Origin of the sequence: Paracraurococcus lichenis (assembly GCF_030657435.1) — a bacterium.
GTDB classification, from domain to species: Bacteria; Pseudomonadota; Alphaproteobacteria; order Acetobacterales; family Acetobacteraceae; genus Paracraurococcus; species Paracraurococcus lichenis.
The window spans coordinates 40,181-54,532 of sequence record NZ_JAUTWS010000018.1 but is presented as its reverse complement, the minus strand read 5'-3'; the positions used below and the strand labels follow the sequence as shown (position 1 = coordinate 54,532).

Below are 14,352 nucleotides of genomic sequence, written 5' to 3'. Positions count from 1 at the left end.
CGCCAGCCTACAGCAGGGTCGGGCCGTCCGTGAAACCGTCATCCCGGAACGGCGGCGCGTCCTCCTCCTCCCCATCGGGGCCGAAGCCCGGCAGTTCCACGAGCGCCGCCCGGGCCAGCGCCCGCGTCACCCGGCCCCCGGCGGCGAGCGCGGCATGGTCGAGCCGGGCGGCGGCCTCGGCGACGGCGGCCGCCTCCCGCGGCAGCCGCGCCAGCAGCCAGTCCTGCACCCCGCGCTCCACCCGCAACTGGCGCAGCAGGAAATGCCGCCGCAGCAGGGCCGAGAGCAGCGCATCGCCCGGCGGATGGACCATGACGGCGGTCATGGCGCGCAGCCGGCTGCGCAGGTCGGCCAGCGTCACCGCCCAGCGCGCCGGCGGGTCGCGCCCGGCCAGCAGCACCCTCTGCCCGCGCTCGGCGCAGAGGTTCAGCAGGTGCAGCAGCGCCGCCTCCTCCGGCACGCAGTCGGCATCGTCGAGCGCCAGCCCCTCCCCCGCCGGCACCGCGGGCCAGCCGCGGATGGTCAGCCCCGGCAGCACCGGCCAGCCGCGGCGGGCGGCCAGGCCGCGCAGCATATGCGTCTTGCCGGTCGCCGCCGGGCCGAAGAGCGCGAGGCGGCCGGCCGGCCAGCTCTCCGGCCGGCGCAGCCAGGCCAGCGCCTCGGCATTGCTCGCATCCTCCAGCAGGTCGGCGAGGTCGCAGCCATCGGCGACGGGCAGCGGCAGGGCGAGCTGCCGGTAGGGCGGCGGCATCAGAGCCCCGTGCGCGGCGGATCGAGGTAGAGCGGGCTCTCGAGGTAGCGCCGCAGCCAGTAGCGGGCGATGACGCCGACCACGGCGGCGATCGGCACGGCCAGCAGCACGCCGAGGAAGCCGAAGGCGACGCCGCCGGCGAAGAGCGCGAAGATCACCCAGACCGCGTGCAGCTCCACCCGGTCGCCGAGCAGGCGGGGGTAGATGATGTAGCCCTCGATCACCTGCCCCGCGAGGAAGATGGCGAGCACGACCAGCACGCCGTCCCAGGTGCCGAACTGCGCGAGCGCGAGGGCGAGCGCGGTGATGAGGCCGGTGATGGAGCCGATATAGGGGATGAAGGAGAGCAGGCCCGCCATCAGCCCGACCGAGAGGCCGAGCTCGAGCCCGACCGCCGAGAGCGCCGCGGCGTAGTAGACTGCGAGCAGCGCGCAGCAGAGCAACTGCCCGCGCAGCCAGGCCGAGAGCACGCGGTCGGTGTCCTTGGCCAATTGCCGCAGCGTCGCGGCGGAGCGGCGCGGCAGCCAGGCATTGATGCGCGCCAGCATGCGCGGCCAGTCGCGCAGCAGGTAGAAGGCGACCACCGGCGTCACGGTGACGAGCGTGAAGACGTTGAACAGCGCGACGCCGCCGCCGATGAGGCGCGCCAGCGAGGTGCCGAGGAAGGAGATGATCGCGCCCGCCTGGCCGACCGCCAGGTCCTGCAGGCGCTGGTCGAACATCTCCGGCCCGAGCCTCTCGGAGAGCGCGATCAGCGCCTCCCGCACCGCCTGGCCGACTCCGAGCACGTAGCTCGGCAGCCGCTGCAGCAGCACCGTCACCTGCGCGATCAGCAGGGGGTAGAGCAGCAGCAGGCCGAGCAGCGCGACGGCAACCATGCCGAGCACGAGCAGCAGCGCCGCCAGCGTGCGCGGGACGCCGATGCGGGTCAGGCGCGTGGCGATGGGGTCGAGGAAATAGGCGATCACCGCCGCCAGCACGAAGGGCGTCAGGATCGCCGAGAACATCCACAGGCCGAGCAGCAGCGCCGCGCCGACCCCGGCGAAGAGCGCGATGCGCTGCCCGCGGGTGGCGACGCGCGGCCCGGGCGGGGGGGCGGGCGCGGGCTCCGCGCGCGGCCGCGTCGCGGCGGGCGGCGGCTCGGCCGATGGCAGGCGGGAGGGCGCCCTCTCGGGCGGCAGCAGGTTCATGCGCGCCTCACGGCCCGGTCCAGGGCCGCCGGAGGGTGGTGACGACATAGGCGCCGCCGGAGGCGAGCGTGGTCGCGGCCACCGCCCAGATCATCGCCTCCAGCAGCCCATCGGCCGCGAGCCCGAAGCCGGCCAGCAGCAGCGCCAGCGCGGCCAGCGCGATCTGCAGCGCGGTATTGAGCTTGGAGACGAAGAGCGGGCTGATGGAGGGCGGCTGGCCGAGGCCCCAGAGCACCAGCACGCCGCCGACGATCACGATGTCCCGGAACACCACCAGGATCGCCAGCCAGTCCGGCAGGACATGCACCGCGGCGAGGGTGACGTAGACCGAGACCAGCAGCGCCTTGTCGGCGACCGGGTCGAGCACGGCGCCGAGCGCGCTGCGGGCATTGCGCACCCGCGCCAGCCAGCCATCGATCGCGTCCGAGACGCCGGCGCCGACGAAGAGCAGGAAGGCGAGGTCGAGCCGGTGCTGCAGGATGAGCCAGATGGTCGCCGGCACGGCGCAGAGCCGGGCCAGCGTGATCAGGTTCGGCAGGGTGAGGACATGCGCGGGCGCGACGGGCGCGGCCTCCGGCATCCCGCTCTCCTCCGGGCCTTCCCCCGGCGGCTCAGAAGGTGCCGGCAAGGCCCAGGCGCCAGGCTTCGCCCGGCCGCGGCCCGGCGGCCGGCTGGAGGGACAGGCCGGACCCGGCGAAGTCGCCCTGCACCGCCTCGGCCGGCGCGCGCAGGCCGAGGCGCAGCCGCGCCGCATCGGTCGCGATCGCCCGGATATCGACCGAGGCGACCGGGCCCGCGCCCCGCAGCCGCCGCATGAGGTCCAGCCATTCGCCCATGGAGTTGTAGGTGGCGACGACATCGACCCACGTCGAGGCCGGGTCGCCGGCATTCGCGGCCGCGGCCGCCGCGCCGGCGACCGGCGGCAGGCCACCGGGGGCGGGCGCGCCGAGCGCCCGGCGCGCGCGGCCGGCATTGAAGTTCACCGTGATCCGCCCGCTGTAGCGGGTGGGGGAGGTGCGCTCCTGCTCGATGACGATGGAATCCACGAGGTCGTCGATCTGCGAATCGGAGAGGTTGGGCGCGGTGAGCCCCGCCTCCGTCGCCAGCTTCTGCAGGGCAAGGCGGCGGCCGGCCGCAAGCGCGCGCTCCTTCGCCAGGACGCCGTTCTCGGCGCTGGCCTCGGCCGGGATGCCGTGCTGGGCGAAGCTCAGGGTGGCGGCGGCGGGGTCGGCGGGCACCGGGGCCGGCGCGGCCGCGGTGGCCGGGACCGGCGGCGGCAGCGCCTGGCCGAGGGCGGCGGGCGCCGCGAGCGCGAGCCACAGGGCGGCGAGCCAGCCTGCCGGCCGCCGCGGCTTGCATGACCTCTGTCCCGGCATGGCCTCTCCTGCTCCCACCGCTGCGTCCGGCCGTCTGCCTCGCCACGGAACGGCGCCGGAGACATGCCAGAGACGATATAATGGATCATAAGCGGCCTGCCTTGGGCAGGGTGGCATTGCTCCGGGTTTGGTGTCCCTGGACTTGGACAGGCGCCACGCCTAAGCAAACCCCTCGGGGTTTGTGCTGCAACAAAACCCTAAGCAGGCTTTCGCTTCAAAGGATTGGGCCGCACGAAGTGTGGCCCAACCCGCGAAAGTCTGCTTAGAGCAGATCGCCGCAGAGCGGAAACGCTCGAAGGCGTGACGCCGCTGTGCGAATCCAGTCCCTGCGGCACCCTCGCGCGGCTCGCTCGGCGTGGGGCGCTTCGGGGATGGCGGCCACGGCGACGCCGCCCTGCCCCCCTCAGAGGATTGGAGGCCGCCCTGACCAGTTCCCCCACCTCCACCCCCAAGGGCACCCCCCCGGGGAGCCTGACCTACCGCGAGGCCGGGGTGGACATCGACGCCGGCGACGCGCTGGTCGAGGCCATCAAGCCGCTGGCGAAGTCGACCGACCGGACCGGCACCATGGGCGGCCTCGGCGGCTTCGGCGCGCTCTTCGACCTGAAGGCCGCCGGCTTCACCGACCCGGTCCTCGTCTCCTCGACCGACGGCGTCGGCACCAAGCTGCGGGTCGCGATCGATGCCGGCCGGCATGCGACGGTCGGCATCGACCTCGTCGCCATGTGCGTGAACGACCTCGTGGTGCAGGGGGCGGAGCCGCTCTTCTTCCTCGACTACTTCGCCAGCGGCAAGCTGCGGCTGGACCAGGCGCGCGACGTCATCGCCGGCATCGCCGAGGGCTGCCGCCAGGCCGGCTGCGCCCTGGTCGGCGGCGAGACGGCCGAGATGCCGGGGATGTACGCGGCCGAGGATTACGACCTCGCCGGCTTCGCGGTCGGCGCCGCCGAGCGCGGGGCGCTGCTGCCACGGGCGGTCGGGCCGGGCGACGTGCTGCTCGGCCTCGGCTCGGCCGGCGTGCATTCCAACGGCTTCTCCCTGGTGCGGCGGGTGGTCGCGGCGGCCGGGCTTTCGCTGGCGGATCCGGCGCCCTTCGCGGCGGGGCAGAGCCTCGGCGAGGCGCTGCTGGCGCCGACCCGGATCTACGTGAAGTCCCTGCTCGGCCTGCACCGGGCGGGGCTGCTGAAGGCGGCGGCGCATATCACCGGCGGCGGCCTGCCCGGCAACCTGCCGCGCGTGCTGCCCGCGGGCGTGACGGCGGTGGTGGACGCCGCCGCATGGCCGGTGCCGCCGGTCTTCGCCTGGCTGGCGGGCGCCGGCAATGTCGCGGCCGACGAGATGCTGCGGGTCTTCAACTGCGGCATCGGCATGGTCGTGGTGGTCGCCGCGGCGGATGCGGACAAGGCGACGGCGCATCTGGCCGCGGCGGGCGAGAGCGTCCACCGCATCGGCCGGATCGAGGCCGGCGACGGCGCCGCCACGCTGCGCATCGACAACCTGCCGCAGGGCTGGCCGCGCTGATGGACCGGCCTGGCGCGGGGTCGGGCCGCACCCGCACCGCCATCCTGATCTCCGGCCGCGGCTCCAACATGGCCGCGCTGCTGGCGGCGGCGCGCGACCCGGCCTATCCCGCCGAGATCGCGCTGGTGCTGTCCAACCGCGCCGATGCCGCCGGCCTCGCCCATGCCGCCGCGGCCGGGGTGCCGACGGCGGTGGTGGAGAGCCGCGGCTTCCGCGGCGACCGCGCCGGCTTCGAGGCGGCGATGCAGCAGGTCCTGGACGGGCACCGGATCGACCTGGTCGCGCTGGCCGGCTTCCTGCGCGTCCTCACGCCGGGCTTCGTCGAGCGCTGGGCGGGACGGCTGGTGAACATCCACCCCTCCCTGCTGCCGGCCTTCCCGGGGCTCGAGACGCATGAGCGGGCGATCGCCGCCGGCGTGCGGCTGCATGGCTGCACCGTGCACCTCGTCAGCGCCGGGGTGGACGAGGGGCCGATCCTGGTCCAGGCCGCGGTGCCGGTGCTGCCGGGCGACACGCCGGAGGCGCTCGCGGCGCGGGTGCTGGCGGAGGAGCACCGGATCTACCCCGCGGCGCTGGCCTGGCTGGCGGCCGGGCGGGTGCGGCTGGAGGGCGGCCGGGCCCTGGTGGAGGGCGCCGCGCCGGGCACCGCGGCGCTGGTCAACCCCTTGCCCGAAACGCTCCTGCTTCCTACACCCTCCGACCGGATCGGATGAGGGAAACGCCCGTGGCCGAGCAGCAGCATTATGAATTCGCGGCGGTGGACGCCAAGGACATCGTCGCCCAGCACCAGCGGGGCTGGGAGGGCTTCACCCAGTTCCTGACCTACGGCATCGCCGTGGTCGTGATCCTGTTGCTGGCGCTGCTGCTCTTCGTCGCCTGACCCGGCCGGGCGGGGCCGCCGCGCCCCGCGCCGGAGTGCCATCGCGCTGGCCGGACGATACGCCGGTGCCCCGGCCAGGCATCGCGGGCTGGCCGCGCCGCCGGGCGCTGCCGCCCTGCGGCGATGCCCTAATCCACGAAAGCGCCGGTGGCCCTGACCACCTCGCCCCAGGCCAGGCGCTCCCGCCGGCCGAGCGCGGCCAGTTCCTCCGGGGTCGAGGGCTGCGGCACCGCGCCCTGCTGGCGGACGACCTCGACGAAGGCCGGGGCCTGCATCGCCTCCCGCACCGCCGCGTTCAGCCGCGCCAGGATCTCGGGCGGGGTCCGCGCCGGCGCGTAGATCGCCTTCCACAGCCCCGATTCGAGGTCGACGCCGAGGGTGTTCACCGGCGGCGCGCCCGGCAGGATGTCGAGCGGCCGCTGCGCGATGACCGCGACGCAGCGCGTCCGGCCGTCGCGGGTCAGGCTCTCCGCCCCGCCGGCCGGCAGCGCCATGGCATCGACCTGCCCGGCCATGATGGCCTGCATCGCCGGCGCCTGGCTGGTGAAGGGGACATGCAGCATCTCCACGCCCTTCGCCCGCAGGATCCGCTCCATCGCGAGGTGGGAGGTGCTGGCGACGCCCCAGGAGGCGAAGGTGAACTGGCCGGGCGCGGCCCTGGCCGCGGCGATCATGCCCTCGAAGTCCCGGAGCTGCGGCTGGGAGGGGCCGACCACCACGCCGAAGGGGAAATGCGCGACCAGGCTGATCGGGGCGAAGTCCCGCTCCGGGTCGTATTGCAGGCCGCGGTAGGAGTTGGGGTTGATCGCCTGGGTGTCGACGATGCCCATCCAGAGCGTGCTGCCGTCCGGCGCCGCGCGGGCCGCCGCCGTGGCGCCGAGGCTGCCGCCGGCGCCGGCGCGGTTCTCCACCACCACGGGCTGGCCGAGCACCGGGCCGAGCGCCTGGGCCATGGCGCGGCTGACGATGTCGTTCAGCCCGCCCGGGGCGAAGCCGGACACGATGCGCAGCGGCCGGTCGGGCCAGGCGGCGCGGGCCGGCGCAGCAAGGGGGAGCGAGGCGGCCGCGCCCAGCAGGGCGCGGCGGGTGAGGAAGGGCATGCGGTCTCCAGGCCTGGGCTGGGACCGGCGCCTCCTCCGTCATGCGCGAAATGGTGCCCTGGGCGCCGCCGCCGATCAAGCCCGGCCGCGGCGCCCCGGCCGCTCAGCCGGTGATCTCGATGCCCGCGAAGAAGAAGGCGATCTCGGTGGCGGCGTTCTCGGCGCTGTCGGAGCCGTGGACGCTGTTCGCCTCGATGCTCTCGGCGAATTCCTTGCGGATGGTGCCGGCGGCGGCATTGGCCGGGTTGGTCGCGCCCATGACCTCGCGGTTCTTGGCCACGGCGTTCTCGCCTTCCAGCACCTGCGCGACGACCGGGCCGGAGATCATGAAGCTGACCAGGTCCTTGTAGAAGGGCCGCTCCTTGTGGACGGCGTAGAAGGCGCCGGCCTGGGCCTCGGTCAGTTGCAGGCGCTTCTGGGCGACGATGCGCAGCCCCGCCTCCTCGAACTTGGCGTTGATCTTGCCGGTCAGGTTGCGGCGGGTCGCGTCCGGCTTGATGATCGAGAGGGTGCGCTCGGCGGCCATGGGGCGTTCCTTTGGCGTGGCGAAGAGTCGCGCGCCGGATAGGCGGGGTGCGGGCGGGATGCAAGCCCAACCCGACGGCGCCCCCGGCGTTGGGGCGGCATGAGCGACGACAAGCGCCGCGGCGATCCGCCGCCGAAGCAGGGCTACATCCCCCGCCCGCCGACCCAGGCCGATGTCGACCTGGTCAGCAGCCAGCAGGGCATGATCGAGGACGAGTGGAGCGGGGAGCCCACCGAGCCGAAGCGCAAGCCGGAGGCCGAGGACCCGGAGCGGCAGCCGGGCTGAGGCGCCGGGCAAGGCGCCCGCCAGCCTCCGGCACGGCGCCGGCCCGCCGGGCCGGTCACCGCCCTACCGGGTCGGTCAGCCGGCCTCCCGCCCCGCCGTCGCCGCCGCCAGCCAGTCCACCACCGGGGCCAGCGCGGCCGGCTCGTCCAGGCCGCGCCCCTGGCCTGCCTCGAAGATCGTCACCTGCCGGTCGGCGCTGGTGCCGCGCGCCAGGATCCCGCGCGCCGCCGCCACCTCCGCCGCGCAGCCCAGCGCCGCGGCATCCTCGGCGACCAGGACGAGCGCCGCCTCCAGCCGCGCGGCGAGCGGCAGGGCCTCGCCCGTCTCCCCCTCCTCCAGCAGCAGCGCCCGCACCCCGTCCCGCTGCGCCCGCCAGAGATTCTCCCCGACGATGGCGCGGGAGGCGCCGGTCATGCCGCGGTTCAGCTCCGGCCGCCGGTCGGCGCAGCGCACCAAGCAGCGCCAGAGCGCGGCGATGGCGAGCGAATCCTCGAGCCGCGTGCAACTGTCGGCCACCCGCAGCTCCAGCGTCGGGTATTTCACGGAGGGCCGCACCACCCACCAGAGATAGCTGGCATCCGGGATGGCCCCGGTGCGGGTCAGCGTCCGGACCAGCCGGTCGTAGTCCTCCGGCCCGTCGAAGAGCTCCGGCAGGCCGGTGCGCGGCATCTCGCCGAAGACGCAGAGCCGATAGGCCGCCAGCCCCGTCCGGTGGCACTGCCAGAAGGGCGAGGAGGCGGAGAGGGCCAGCAGCAGCGGCAGGAAGGGCATCAGCCGGTTCATCAGGTCGACGCGCGCCTCGGGCCGCGGCACCTCGACATGCACATGCAGGCCGCCGACCAGGTTGCGCCGCCCCGGCAGGCCCAGTGCCTGCGCCAGGTCCTGGTAGCGCGGCTTCTCCGTGTGGCTCTGGCGCGTCCAGTGCGCCAGCGGGTGGGTGCCGGCGGCGAAGACGCGGAGGCCGTGCTCCCCGGCCAGGTCGGCGAGGCCGCTCCGCAGCCCCTGCAGCACCGCCCGCGCCTCCGCGCAGTCCGTCACCGGCGGGGTGGAGGCCTCGGCCTGGGCCCGGAGCAGTTCCCGCTCGATGCCGGGCAGGCGGTCCGCCACCGCGGCGTGGAAGGCGTCCAGCACCGCCTGGTCCGGCGTGCCGCGGCTGCCGGCATCGGCGAGGAAGTATTCCTCCTCGATCCCGAAGCGGTAGGCGTGGTCCATGCTGCCCTCCCCTGGCCCGCGCATCCGGGGCGGCGGCCCGGCGGACCGATTCCTCCCCGGGCCGAGACGCAGGCGGGGCCGCCCGGTTCGCCGCCGTCCACGAAGGCGCGAGGCCGATGGGATGCGCGCCGCGCTGGCGGGGGCCCGCCCGGGCGGTTAGGAAGGGGCGGCCATGACCGTCCTCGCCATCCGCGACCTCACGCTCCGCATCGCCGGCCGCGCCCTGCTGGAAGGGGCCGAGCTGGTGGTGGACCCTGGCCGCAAGGTCGGCCTGGTCGGGCGCAACGGCGCCGGCAAGTCCACCCTGCTGAAGGCCATCATCGGGGATTTGCACCCGGATGGCGGCGAGATCCGCCTGGCCGCCCGCGCCCGCCTCGGCCATGTCGCGCAGGAGGCGCCCGGCGGCCCGGACAGCCTGCTGGAGACGGTGCTGGCCGCGGATACGGAGCGCGCCTCGCTGCTGGCCGCGCTGGAGGGCCACCCGGACGCCCATCGCCTGGCCGAGATCCATGAGCGGCTGATCGCCATCCAGGCCGACAGCGCCCCGGCCCGGGCGGCGACCATCCTGGCCGGCCTCGGCTTCGACGCCGCGGCGCAGGCCCGGCCGATCGCCGAGTTCTCCGGCGGCTGGCGGATGCGCGTCGCCCTCGCCCGCGCCCTCTTCCTCGAGCCCGACCTGCTGCTGCTGGACGAGCCGACCAACCACCTCGACCTCGAGGCCACGATGTGGCTGGAGGGCTGGCTGCAGCGCTTCCCCGGCGCGGCCATCGTCGTCTCCCACGACCGCGGCATGCTCGACCGCTGCGTCGATGCCATCGCCCATCTCGACCGCGGGAAGATCACCTTCTACCCCGGCGGCTTCGAGAATTTCGTCCGCGTGCGGGCGGAGCGGCAGGCGCAGCAGGTGGCGCAGAACGAGAAGCTGACGGCCGAGCGCGCCCGCATCCAGGCCTTCGTGGACCGTTTCCGCGCCAAGGCGACCAAGGCGCGCCAGGCGCAGTCCCGCCTCAAGGCGCTGGAGCGCATGCCGCCGATCGAGGCAGTGGTCGAGGACACGGTGACGCGCTTCGCCTTCCCCGAGCCGACCGCCCTGCCCCCGCCCGTCCTCTCCATCCAGCGCGGCAGCGCGGGCTATGACGGCCGCGCCGTGCTGCAGGGGATGAACCTGCGGCTGGATCAGGAAGACCGCATTGCGCTGCTCGGCGCCAATGGCAACGGCAAGTCGACGCTCGCCAAGGTGCTGGCCGGGCGGCTCGCGCCCATGGCGGGCGATGTCCATCGCTCGACCAAGCTGAAGGTCGGCTATTTCGCGCAGCACCAGGCGGAGGAGCTGGACCCGCGCGGCACCCCCCTCTCCCACATGCAGGCGGCGCTGCCGCGCGCGACGGAGACGCAGTGCCGCAGCCAGCTCGCCCGCTTTGGGCTGGATGCCGACCGGGGGGAGACGCTGATATCGGCCTGCTCGGGCGGCGAGAAGGCGCGGCTGCTGCTGGCGCTCTGCACGCGCGACGCGCCGCATCTGCTGATCCTGGACGAGCCGACCAACCACCTCGACATCGATGCGCGCGAGGCGCTGGTGAAGGCGCTGGCCGAGTTCGGCGGCGCCGTCGTGCTCATCACCCACGACCCGCATCTGGTGGAGCTGGCGGCCGACCGGCTCTGGCTGGTCGCCGACGGCACCGTGCGCAGCTTTGACGGCGACCTCGACGAGTACCGCGCGCTGCTCGCCGAGCGGGCGCGGCCGGCCGCGAAGCTGGAGGCGGCGCCGACCCGACGCGACGAGCGGCGCGAGCGGGCCGAGGCGCGCGTGGCGCTGGCGCCGCTGCGCGACCGCGTGAAGCGGGTGGAGGCGCAGCTTGCCAAGCTGAACGCCGAGGCCGCGAGCATCGACACCGCGCTGACCGATCCGCGGCTCTACGCCAACAACAATGCGGAGCTGATCACCCGCGCCACCGCCCGCCGCGCCGCGATCGCGAAGGAGGTCGAGGCGCTGGAGACCGAGTGGCTCGAGCTGCAGGAGAAGCTGGAGGCGGCGTAGTTCCGGCTAAAGCCGCTCCACCGCCGTCAGCAGGCAGCCCGGCCGCGCGGTGTGGATGTTGACGAAGCGCGTGCGCGGATCGGCGAGCGCGCGTTCGAGGACCGGCGCCACCTCCCGGCCCTCGCTGACCGCGCCGAGGTCGTAGAGGCACAGCTCCGCCGCATCGTAGCTGCGGACCGACACCATCCCGTTCGCCAGCACGATGGGCGCGATCTCGTCCACCGCCGCGAAGCGGGCGCAGTCGCGGGCGTGCAGGAAGATCGGGCTCGGGGTCCAATAGACGCCCTGCGGATGCGGCAGGTCGTAGCTGCCGAGCAGCATGGCCTCGCCGGGCTCGCCGAGTTGCAGGCAGTGCCGGCAGGGAAAGCCCGGCCCGTCCACCACGCGCCGGTGCAGCGCGCCGCCGCGGTCGTCATGGCCCGTGGCGCGCCAGCGCGCGGCGGTCCCGGACGGGATGGGGAGGCAGCGGAAATGCGGCATGGCAGGCTCCTCGGCTGATGCGGGCAGGCTGGCCGCCTCGCGGCCGTGCCGCCATCCGCCGGTTGCGCCGGCATGCCGCGGCGCGCCGGCCCGCATCATGCGCCGGGCAAATCGGCTGCATCCGGACACGGCATTGGGCAGGCTGTGCGCCGGCGCGCATCCTTCGGGTCACCGGATGGCGCAAAACGCCGTCCAGCAACGAACCGAAGGAGACCCGCCATGATCCGCAACCTCGCCCTCGCCTCCGTCATCACGCTCGCCGCCGGCGCCGCGCAGGCCGCCCCGCAGCTCGTCGGCGGCGGCGAGGACAGCGCCGTGATCTACACCGCGCCTTCGCAGAACGTCGTCGGCGGCGCGCGGGCGCAGATCAGCGGCGGCGGCGAGAACCGCAGCATCACCGCCGAGGCGGTGCAGGCCCGGCCCGGCCGCGACGTGTTCATCGTCGGCGGCGGCGAGGACCGGCGCTTCGTCACCGGCACCGCTGAAGGCTCGGTGGTCCTGGCGCAGAGCCTGACCCGCTCGCAGGGCCGGTGACGGCAGGCCCGCCGGCGGCCACGACATCGGCGCCGGCGGGCGAACCTTACTTCACGCCACCGTGAGGCAGGCGTCGCTGCACCAGAAACTGCCATCCAAGGCGCAAATCATAGGCATTCACTACCTGCATTGGGATTTCGCACCGCGATAGCCCATCTTCCGGTGCAAGAGGACGACGCGACGTCGTCCACCGACTTGAAGGACATTCACCATGCTTCGCACCATGCTCCTGGCTTCCACGCTGGCACTCGGCCTGACCGGCATCGCCTTCGCGCAGGGCGGCCCGCGTCTGGTCGGCGGCGGCCCGGATGCCGAGGTTGTCTATGACGCGCCGCCCGCGAACGTCGTCGGCGGCGGCTTTGCCCGCATCACCGGCGAGGCGGACAACCGCACCATCGCCTATGGCAGCACGCCGCAGGCACAGGCCTCCAGCGGCCTCGTCGCCGAGATCACGGGCGACGCGAACAGCCGCCACGTGACCTACCGCAACGCGGCGCCGGCGCCGACCGGCCTGGCGAGGGTGCATTCCTCGCAGTCCGGCAGCTGAGCCACGGCGGGGCGGGGCCTGGCCCCGCCCCTTCGCGCTAATCGCCCTTTACTACTCCCTCGGCTGCGGGATCCCAGAGCCAGGGAGGATCCGGCAGGACCGCGATGCCCGCATGCGCCCGCGGCGGTGGGCGGTGCCGTGCCGCGCCGGCCAGCAGCGCCTCGCCCTGCGGCGAGAGGCGCAGCGGATCCTTCGCCAGCAGCGGCCGCTTCGGGCCGATGCGCAGGCGCCCGATCACCTCCCGCGTGATCAGGTCCGTCACGTGGAAGACGGCATCCGCCCCGCGCAGCGCCGCATGCACCTGGCCCTCGGTCGCCGCACCCTCCGCCACCGCCCGCAGCACCATGCGCTCCGTCTCGCCCAGGCCGTCGCTCGTCCAGGGCAGGTCGCGCAGGTGCCGCCGCATCGCCGCGGCCAGGAAGGGCAGCGCCAGCGCGCGGCGGGACAGCGCCTCCAGCGCCCGCGGATCGGGCGCCGCGAAGGCATCCCAGGCCTCCGCCGCCTGCTCGATCTGCAGGTCGGTCAGCGGCGCCGGCCGCAGCGCGGCGAGCTCCGCCTCCGGCATCTCGGGGAAGGTCCGCACCCCGTCCGCCGGCATCAGCCACAGCCTGCCGCGCAACTGCCGCTTCTCCGCGACGAGCGAGAGGATGCGGATCAGCGCCGCCTGGTCCCAGAGGTCGTGCTCGAACCAGAGATGCACGGCGTCGTAGCGCTGCAGCCCGTTCAGCGCGGCGTATTCGCGGCCGAGCCGCAGCCGCACCTGCCCGGCATCCTGCCCCGCATGCAGCGCGACATAGCGTGCCCGCATGCCGAGCCAGGCGAGCAGGTCGCCATGATCCTCCGCCGGCCCGACGCAGACCGGATCGGAGAAGCAGAGGTAGTCGCCGGCGAGGCCGGCGCGCGGCAGGACCTCCCGCAGGTCGTCGCCGCAGCGGAGATGCAGGGTGCTCACACCTGCTTCAGCCCAAGCTCGCGCACGATCCGCCTCGCCTCCTCCATCAGCAGCACCGCCTCGTTGGCGAAATCCTCGGTGCCGAGGTAGCGCACCGGCATGTCGAAGCGCGCCAGCACCGCCAGGTGCTGCGGGTCGTGCACCGCCGCCCGGAAGGCGTCGTGGATGGCGCGCACCACCTCGGGATCCATGCCGCGCGGGCCGGCGATGCCGTAGCTGCTCTCGCCCAGCACGTCCCAGCCCAGTTCGCGGAAGGTCGGCACCTCGGGGAAGCGCTTCGCCCGCTCGCCCGTCCAGACGGCCAGCGGCCGCAGCCTTCCCTCCAGCGCCATGTCCGCCCAGGCGCTGGTCTCGGCGGAGACATGGATGTCGCCGGCCAGCAGCGCCTGCAGGTTCGGCGCGGCGCCGCGGAAGGGCACCGGCACCCATTCGATCCCCGCCAGCTTCGCCAGCGTCTGCATCTGCACTTCGGTCGTATTGGCCCCGGGCGTGCCGTAGTTCACCCGGCCCGGATGCGCGCGCGCATGGTCGACGAGGTCGGGCAGGCCGCGCCAGGGCGCGTCCGGCCGCACCACCACGCCGCCCATGTAGCCGACCAGCCGGAGGATCCAGGTGAAGTCCCGCACCGGGTCCCATTGCGGCTTCGCCTGCATGGCCGGCATGCGGAAGACGCCGTTCGGCATCTGCGACAACGTGTAGCCGTCCGGCCTGGCGTCCTTCAGCGCGACCGCGCCCAGCGTGCCGCTCGCGCCCGGGCGGTTCTCCACCACGATGGGCTGGCCGAGATGCCGCTGCGCGATGTCGCAGACCGAGCGCATCTGGATGTCGGTGGCGCCGCCCGGCGTCCAGGGCACGAAGACGCGCACCGGCCGGTCGGGGTAGCGGCTCTGCGCCAGGGCGGGCGCGGCGAGGCCGGCCAGGAGCAGGGCGCGGCGGGCGATGGGCAGGGGCATCGGCGTT

At 74.4% G+C, this 14,352-nt stretch carries 17 protein-coding genes; 7 read left to right on the top strand and 10 right to left on the bottom strand.

Features of this window, described 5'->3' with window-relative positions:
- Window positions 1–7: 7 nt before the first annotated feature.
- The 4 genes from Q7A36_RS19145 to Q7A36_RS19130 are packed head-to-tail and all read right to left on the bottom strand — an operon-like array spanning window position 8 to window position 3,317.
- On the bottom strand, window positions 8–751 hold the full coding sequence (locus Q7A36_RS19145; RefSeq protein WP_305105340.1) for a P-loop NTPase family protein: 744 nt from the start codon (window positions 749–751) through the stop codon (window positions 8–10).
- Window positions 751–1,941, bottom strand: a complete 1,191-nt coding sequence (locus Q7A36_RS19140) for an AI-2E family transporter (protein WP_305105339.1) — start codon at window positions 1,939–1,941, stop codon at window positions 751–753. Before Q7A36_RS19140 ends, Q7A36_RS19145 begins: the two co-directional genes overlap by 1 nt.
- Before the next feature lie 7 nt (window positions 1,942–1,948).
- Window positions 1,949–2,521, bottom strand: a complete 573-nt coding sequence (locus Q7A36_RS19135; protein WP_305105338.1) for a CDP-alcohol phosphatidyltransferase family protein — start codon at window positions 2,519–2,521, stop codon at window positions 1,949–1,951.
- A gap of 31 nt (window positions 2,522–2,552) precedes the next feature.
- Window positions 2,553–3,317 (bottom strand): hypothetical protein, encoded by a 765-nt coding sequence (locus Q7A36_RS19130; RefSeq protein WP_305105337.1) that lies wholly within the window; start codon window positions 3,315–3,317, stop codon window positions 2,553–2,555.
- 423 nt (window positions 3,318–3,740) lie between these two features.
- On the opposite strand from Q7A36_RS19130, the gene purM reads away from it, so the two are divergent.
- Genes purM through Q7A36_RS19115 form a run of 3 tightly spaced genes read left to right on the top strand, consistent with a single transcriptional unit; the run spans window position 3,741 to window position 5,718 of the window.
- Window positions 3,741–4,838, top strand: coding sequence for a phosphoribosylformylglycinamidine cyclo-ligase (gene purM / locus Q7A36_RS19125; RefSeq protein ID WP_305105398.1), 1,098 nt, complete (start codon window positions 3,741–3,743; stop codon window positions 4,836–4,838).
- Window positions 4,838–5,551, top strand: a complete 714-nt coding sequence (gene purN / locus Q7A36_RS19120; RefSeq protein ID WP_305105336.1) for a phosphoribosylglycinamide formyltransferase — start codon at window positions 4,838–4,840, stop codon at window positions 5,549–5,551. Before purM ends, purN begins: the two co-directional genes overlap by 1 nt.
- A gap of 11 nt (window positions 5,552–5,562) precedes the next feature.
- Window positions 5,563–5,718, top strand: coding sequence for an aa3-type cytochrome c oxidase subunit IV (locus Q7A36_RS19115; RefSeq protein ID WP_305105335.1), 156 nt, complete (start codon window positions 5,563–5,565; stop codon window positions 5,716–5,718).
- A gap of 128 nt (window positions 5,719–5,846) precedes the next feature.
- On the opposite strand, the gene Q7A36_RS19110 is transcribed toward Q7A36_RS19115, so the two are convergent.
- Both Q7A36_RS19110 and ndk read right to left on the bottom strand, forming a co-directional pair.
- On the bottom strand, window positions 5,847–6,818 hold the full coding sequence (locus Q7A36_RS19110) for a Bug family tripartite tricarboxylate transporter substrate binding protein (RefSeq protein ID WP_305105334.1): 972 nt from the start codon (window positions 6,816–6,818) through the stop codon (window positions 5,847–5,849).
- A gap of 103 nt (window positions 6,819–6,921) precedes the next feature.
- Window positions 6,922–7,344 carry a nucleoside-diphosphate kinase gene (ndk, locus tag Q7A36_RS19105; RefSeq protein WP_305105333.1) on the bottom strand — a complete coding sequence of 141 codons (423 nt, stop codon included), beginning with the start codon at window positions 7,342–7,344 and terminating at the stop codon, window positions 6,922–6,924.
- 99 nt (window positions 7,345–7,443) lie between these two features.
- Between ndk and Q7A36_RS19100 the strand changes: the two genes are divergently transcribed.
- The gene (locus Q7A36_RS19100) at window positions 7,444–7,629 is read left to right on the top strand and encodes a hypothetical protein (RefSeq protein ID WP_305105332.1); all 186 of its coding nucleotides are present in this window, start codon (window positions 7,444–7,446) and stop codon (window positions 7,627–7,629) included.
- A gap of 75 nt (window positions 7,630–7,704) precedes the next feature.
- Here the strand turns inward: Q7A36_RS19100 and Q7A36_RS19095 are convergent, their stop codons facing one another.
- Window positions 7,705–8,841 (bottom strand): carboxylate-amine ligase, encoded by a 1,137-nt coding sequence (locus tag Q7A36_RS19095; protein WP_305105331.1) that lies wholly within the window; start codon window positions 8,839–8,841, stop codon window positions 7,705–7,707.
- A gap of 172 nt (window positions 8,842–9,013) precedes the next feature.
- On the opposite strand from Q7A36_RS19095, the gene Q7A36_RS19090 reads away from it, so the two are divergent.
- Window positions 9,014–10,879 (top strand): ABC-F family ATP-binding cassette domain-containing protein, encoded by a 1,866-nt coding sequence (locus Q7A36_RS19090; RefSeq protein WP_305105330.1) that lies wholly within the window; start codon window positions 9,014–9,016, stop codon window positions 10,877–10,879.
- Between the two features lie 6 nt (window positions 10,880–10,885).
- Here Q7A36_RS19090 and Q7A36_RS19085 read toward each other — a convergent pair whose 3' ends face one another.
- Complete coding sequence (locus Q7A36_RS19085; RefSeq protein ID WP_305105329.1) at window positions 10,886–11,359, bottom strand: DUF1203 domain-containing protein; 474 nt, start codon at window positions 11,357–11,359, stop codon at window positions 10,886–10,888.
- 219 nt (window positions 11,360–11,578) lie between these two features.
- Here Q7A36_RS19085 and Q7A36_RS19080 point away from each other — a divergent pair, with 219 nt between their 5' ends.
- Window positions 11,579–11,893, top strand: a complete 315-nt coding sequence (locus Q7A36_RS19080; RefSeq protein WP_305105328.1) for a hypothetical protein — start codon at window positions 11,579–11,581, stop codon at window positions 11,891–11,893.
- 211 nt (window positions 11,894–12,104) lie between these two features.
- Complete coding sequence (locus tag Q7A36_RS19075) at window positions 12,105–12,440, top strand: hypothetical protein (RefSeq protein WP_305105327.1); 336 nt, start codon at window positions 12,105–12,107, stop codon at window positions 12,438–12,440.
- A gap of 37 nt (window positions 12,441–12,477) precedes the next feature.
- Here Q7A36_RS19075 and Q7A36_RS19070 read toward each other — a convergent pair whose 3' ends face one another.
- A complete protein-coding gene (locus Q7A36_RS19070) occupies window positions 12,478–13,392 on the bottom strand; it encodes a hypothetical protein (protein ID WP_305105326.1) in 915 nt (304 codons plus the stop codon).
- On the bottom strand, window positions 13,389–14,345 hold the full coding sequence (locus Q7A36_RS19065) for a tripartite tricarboxylate transporter substrate binding protein (protein WP_305105325.1): 957 nt from the start codon (window positions 14,343–14,345) through the stop codon (window positions 13,389–13,391). The genes Q7A36_RS19070 and Q7A36_RS19065 overlap by 4 nt, the downstream gene beginning before the upstream one ends.
- Between the last annotated feature and the right edge of the window lie 7 nt (window positions 14,346–14,352).

Bases quoted from the DNA above. Each gene is read 5' to 3' on its own strand.
- Q7A36_RS19110 (WP_305105334.1), bottom strand. From the start codon at position 6,818: ATGCCCTTCCTCACCCGCCGCGCCCTGCTGGGCGCGGCCGCCTCGCTC.
- purN (WP_305105336.1), top strand. From the start codon at position 4,838: ATGGACCGGCCTGGCGCGGGGTCGGGCCGCACCCGCACCGCCATCCTG.
- Q7A36_RS19145 (WP_305105340.1), bottom strand. From the start codon at position 751: ATGCCGCCGCCCTACCGGCAGCTCGCCCTGCCGCTGCCCGTCGCCGAT.
- Q7A36_RS19085 (WP_305105329.1), bottom strand. From the start codon at position 11,359: ATGCCGCATTTCCGCTGCCTCCCCATCCCGTCCGGGACCGCCGCGCGC.
- Q7A36_RS19080 (WP_305105328.1), top strand. From the start codon at position 11,579: ATGATCCGCAACCTCGCCCTCGCCTCCGTCATCACGCTCGCCGCCGGC.
- Q7A36_RS19140 (WP_305105339.1), bottom strand. From the start codon at position 1,941: ATGAACCTGCTGCCGCCCGAGAGGGCGCCCTCCCGCCTGCCATCGGCC.
- Q7A36_RS19090 (WP_305105330.1), top strand. From the start codon at position 9,014: ATGACCGTCCTCGCCATCCGCGACCTCACGCTCCGCATCGCCGGCCGC.
- Q7A36_RS19100 (WP_305105332.1), top strand. From the start codon at position 7,444: ATGAGCGACGACAAGCGCCGCGGCGATCCGCCGCCGAAGCAGGGCTAC.
- Q7A36_RS19065 (WP_305105325.1), bottom strand. From the start codon at position 14,345: ATGCCCCTGCCCATCGCCCGCCGCGCCCTGCTCCTGGCCGGCCTCGCC.
- ndk (WP_305105333.1), bottom strand. From the start codon at position 7,344: ATGGCCGCCGAGCGCACCCTCTCGATCATCAAGCCGGACGCGACCCGC.
- Q7A36_RS19130 (WP_305105337.1), bottom strand. From the start codon at position 3,317: ATGCCGGGACAGAGGTCATGCAAGCCGCGGCGGCCGGCAGGCTGGCTC.
- Q7A36_RS19075 (WP_305105327.1), top strand. From the start codon at position 12,105: ATGCTTCGCACCATGCTCCTGGCTTCCACGCTGGCACTCGGCCTGACC.
- Q7A36_RS19095 (WP_305105331.1), bottom strand. From the start codon at position 8,841: ATGGACCACGCCTACCGCTTCGGGATCGAGGAGGAATACTTCCTCGCC.
- Q7A36_RS19135 (WP_305105338.1), bottom strand. From the start codon at position 2,521: ATGCCGGAGGCCGCGCCCGTCGCGCCCGCGCATGTCCTCACCCTGCCG.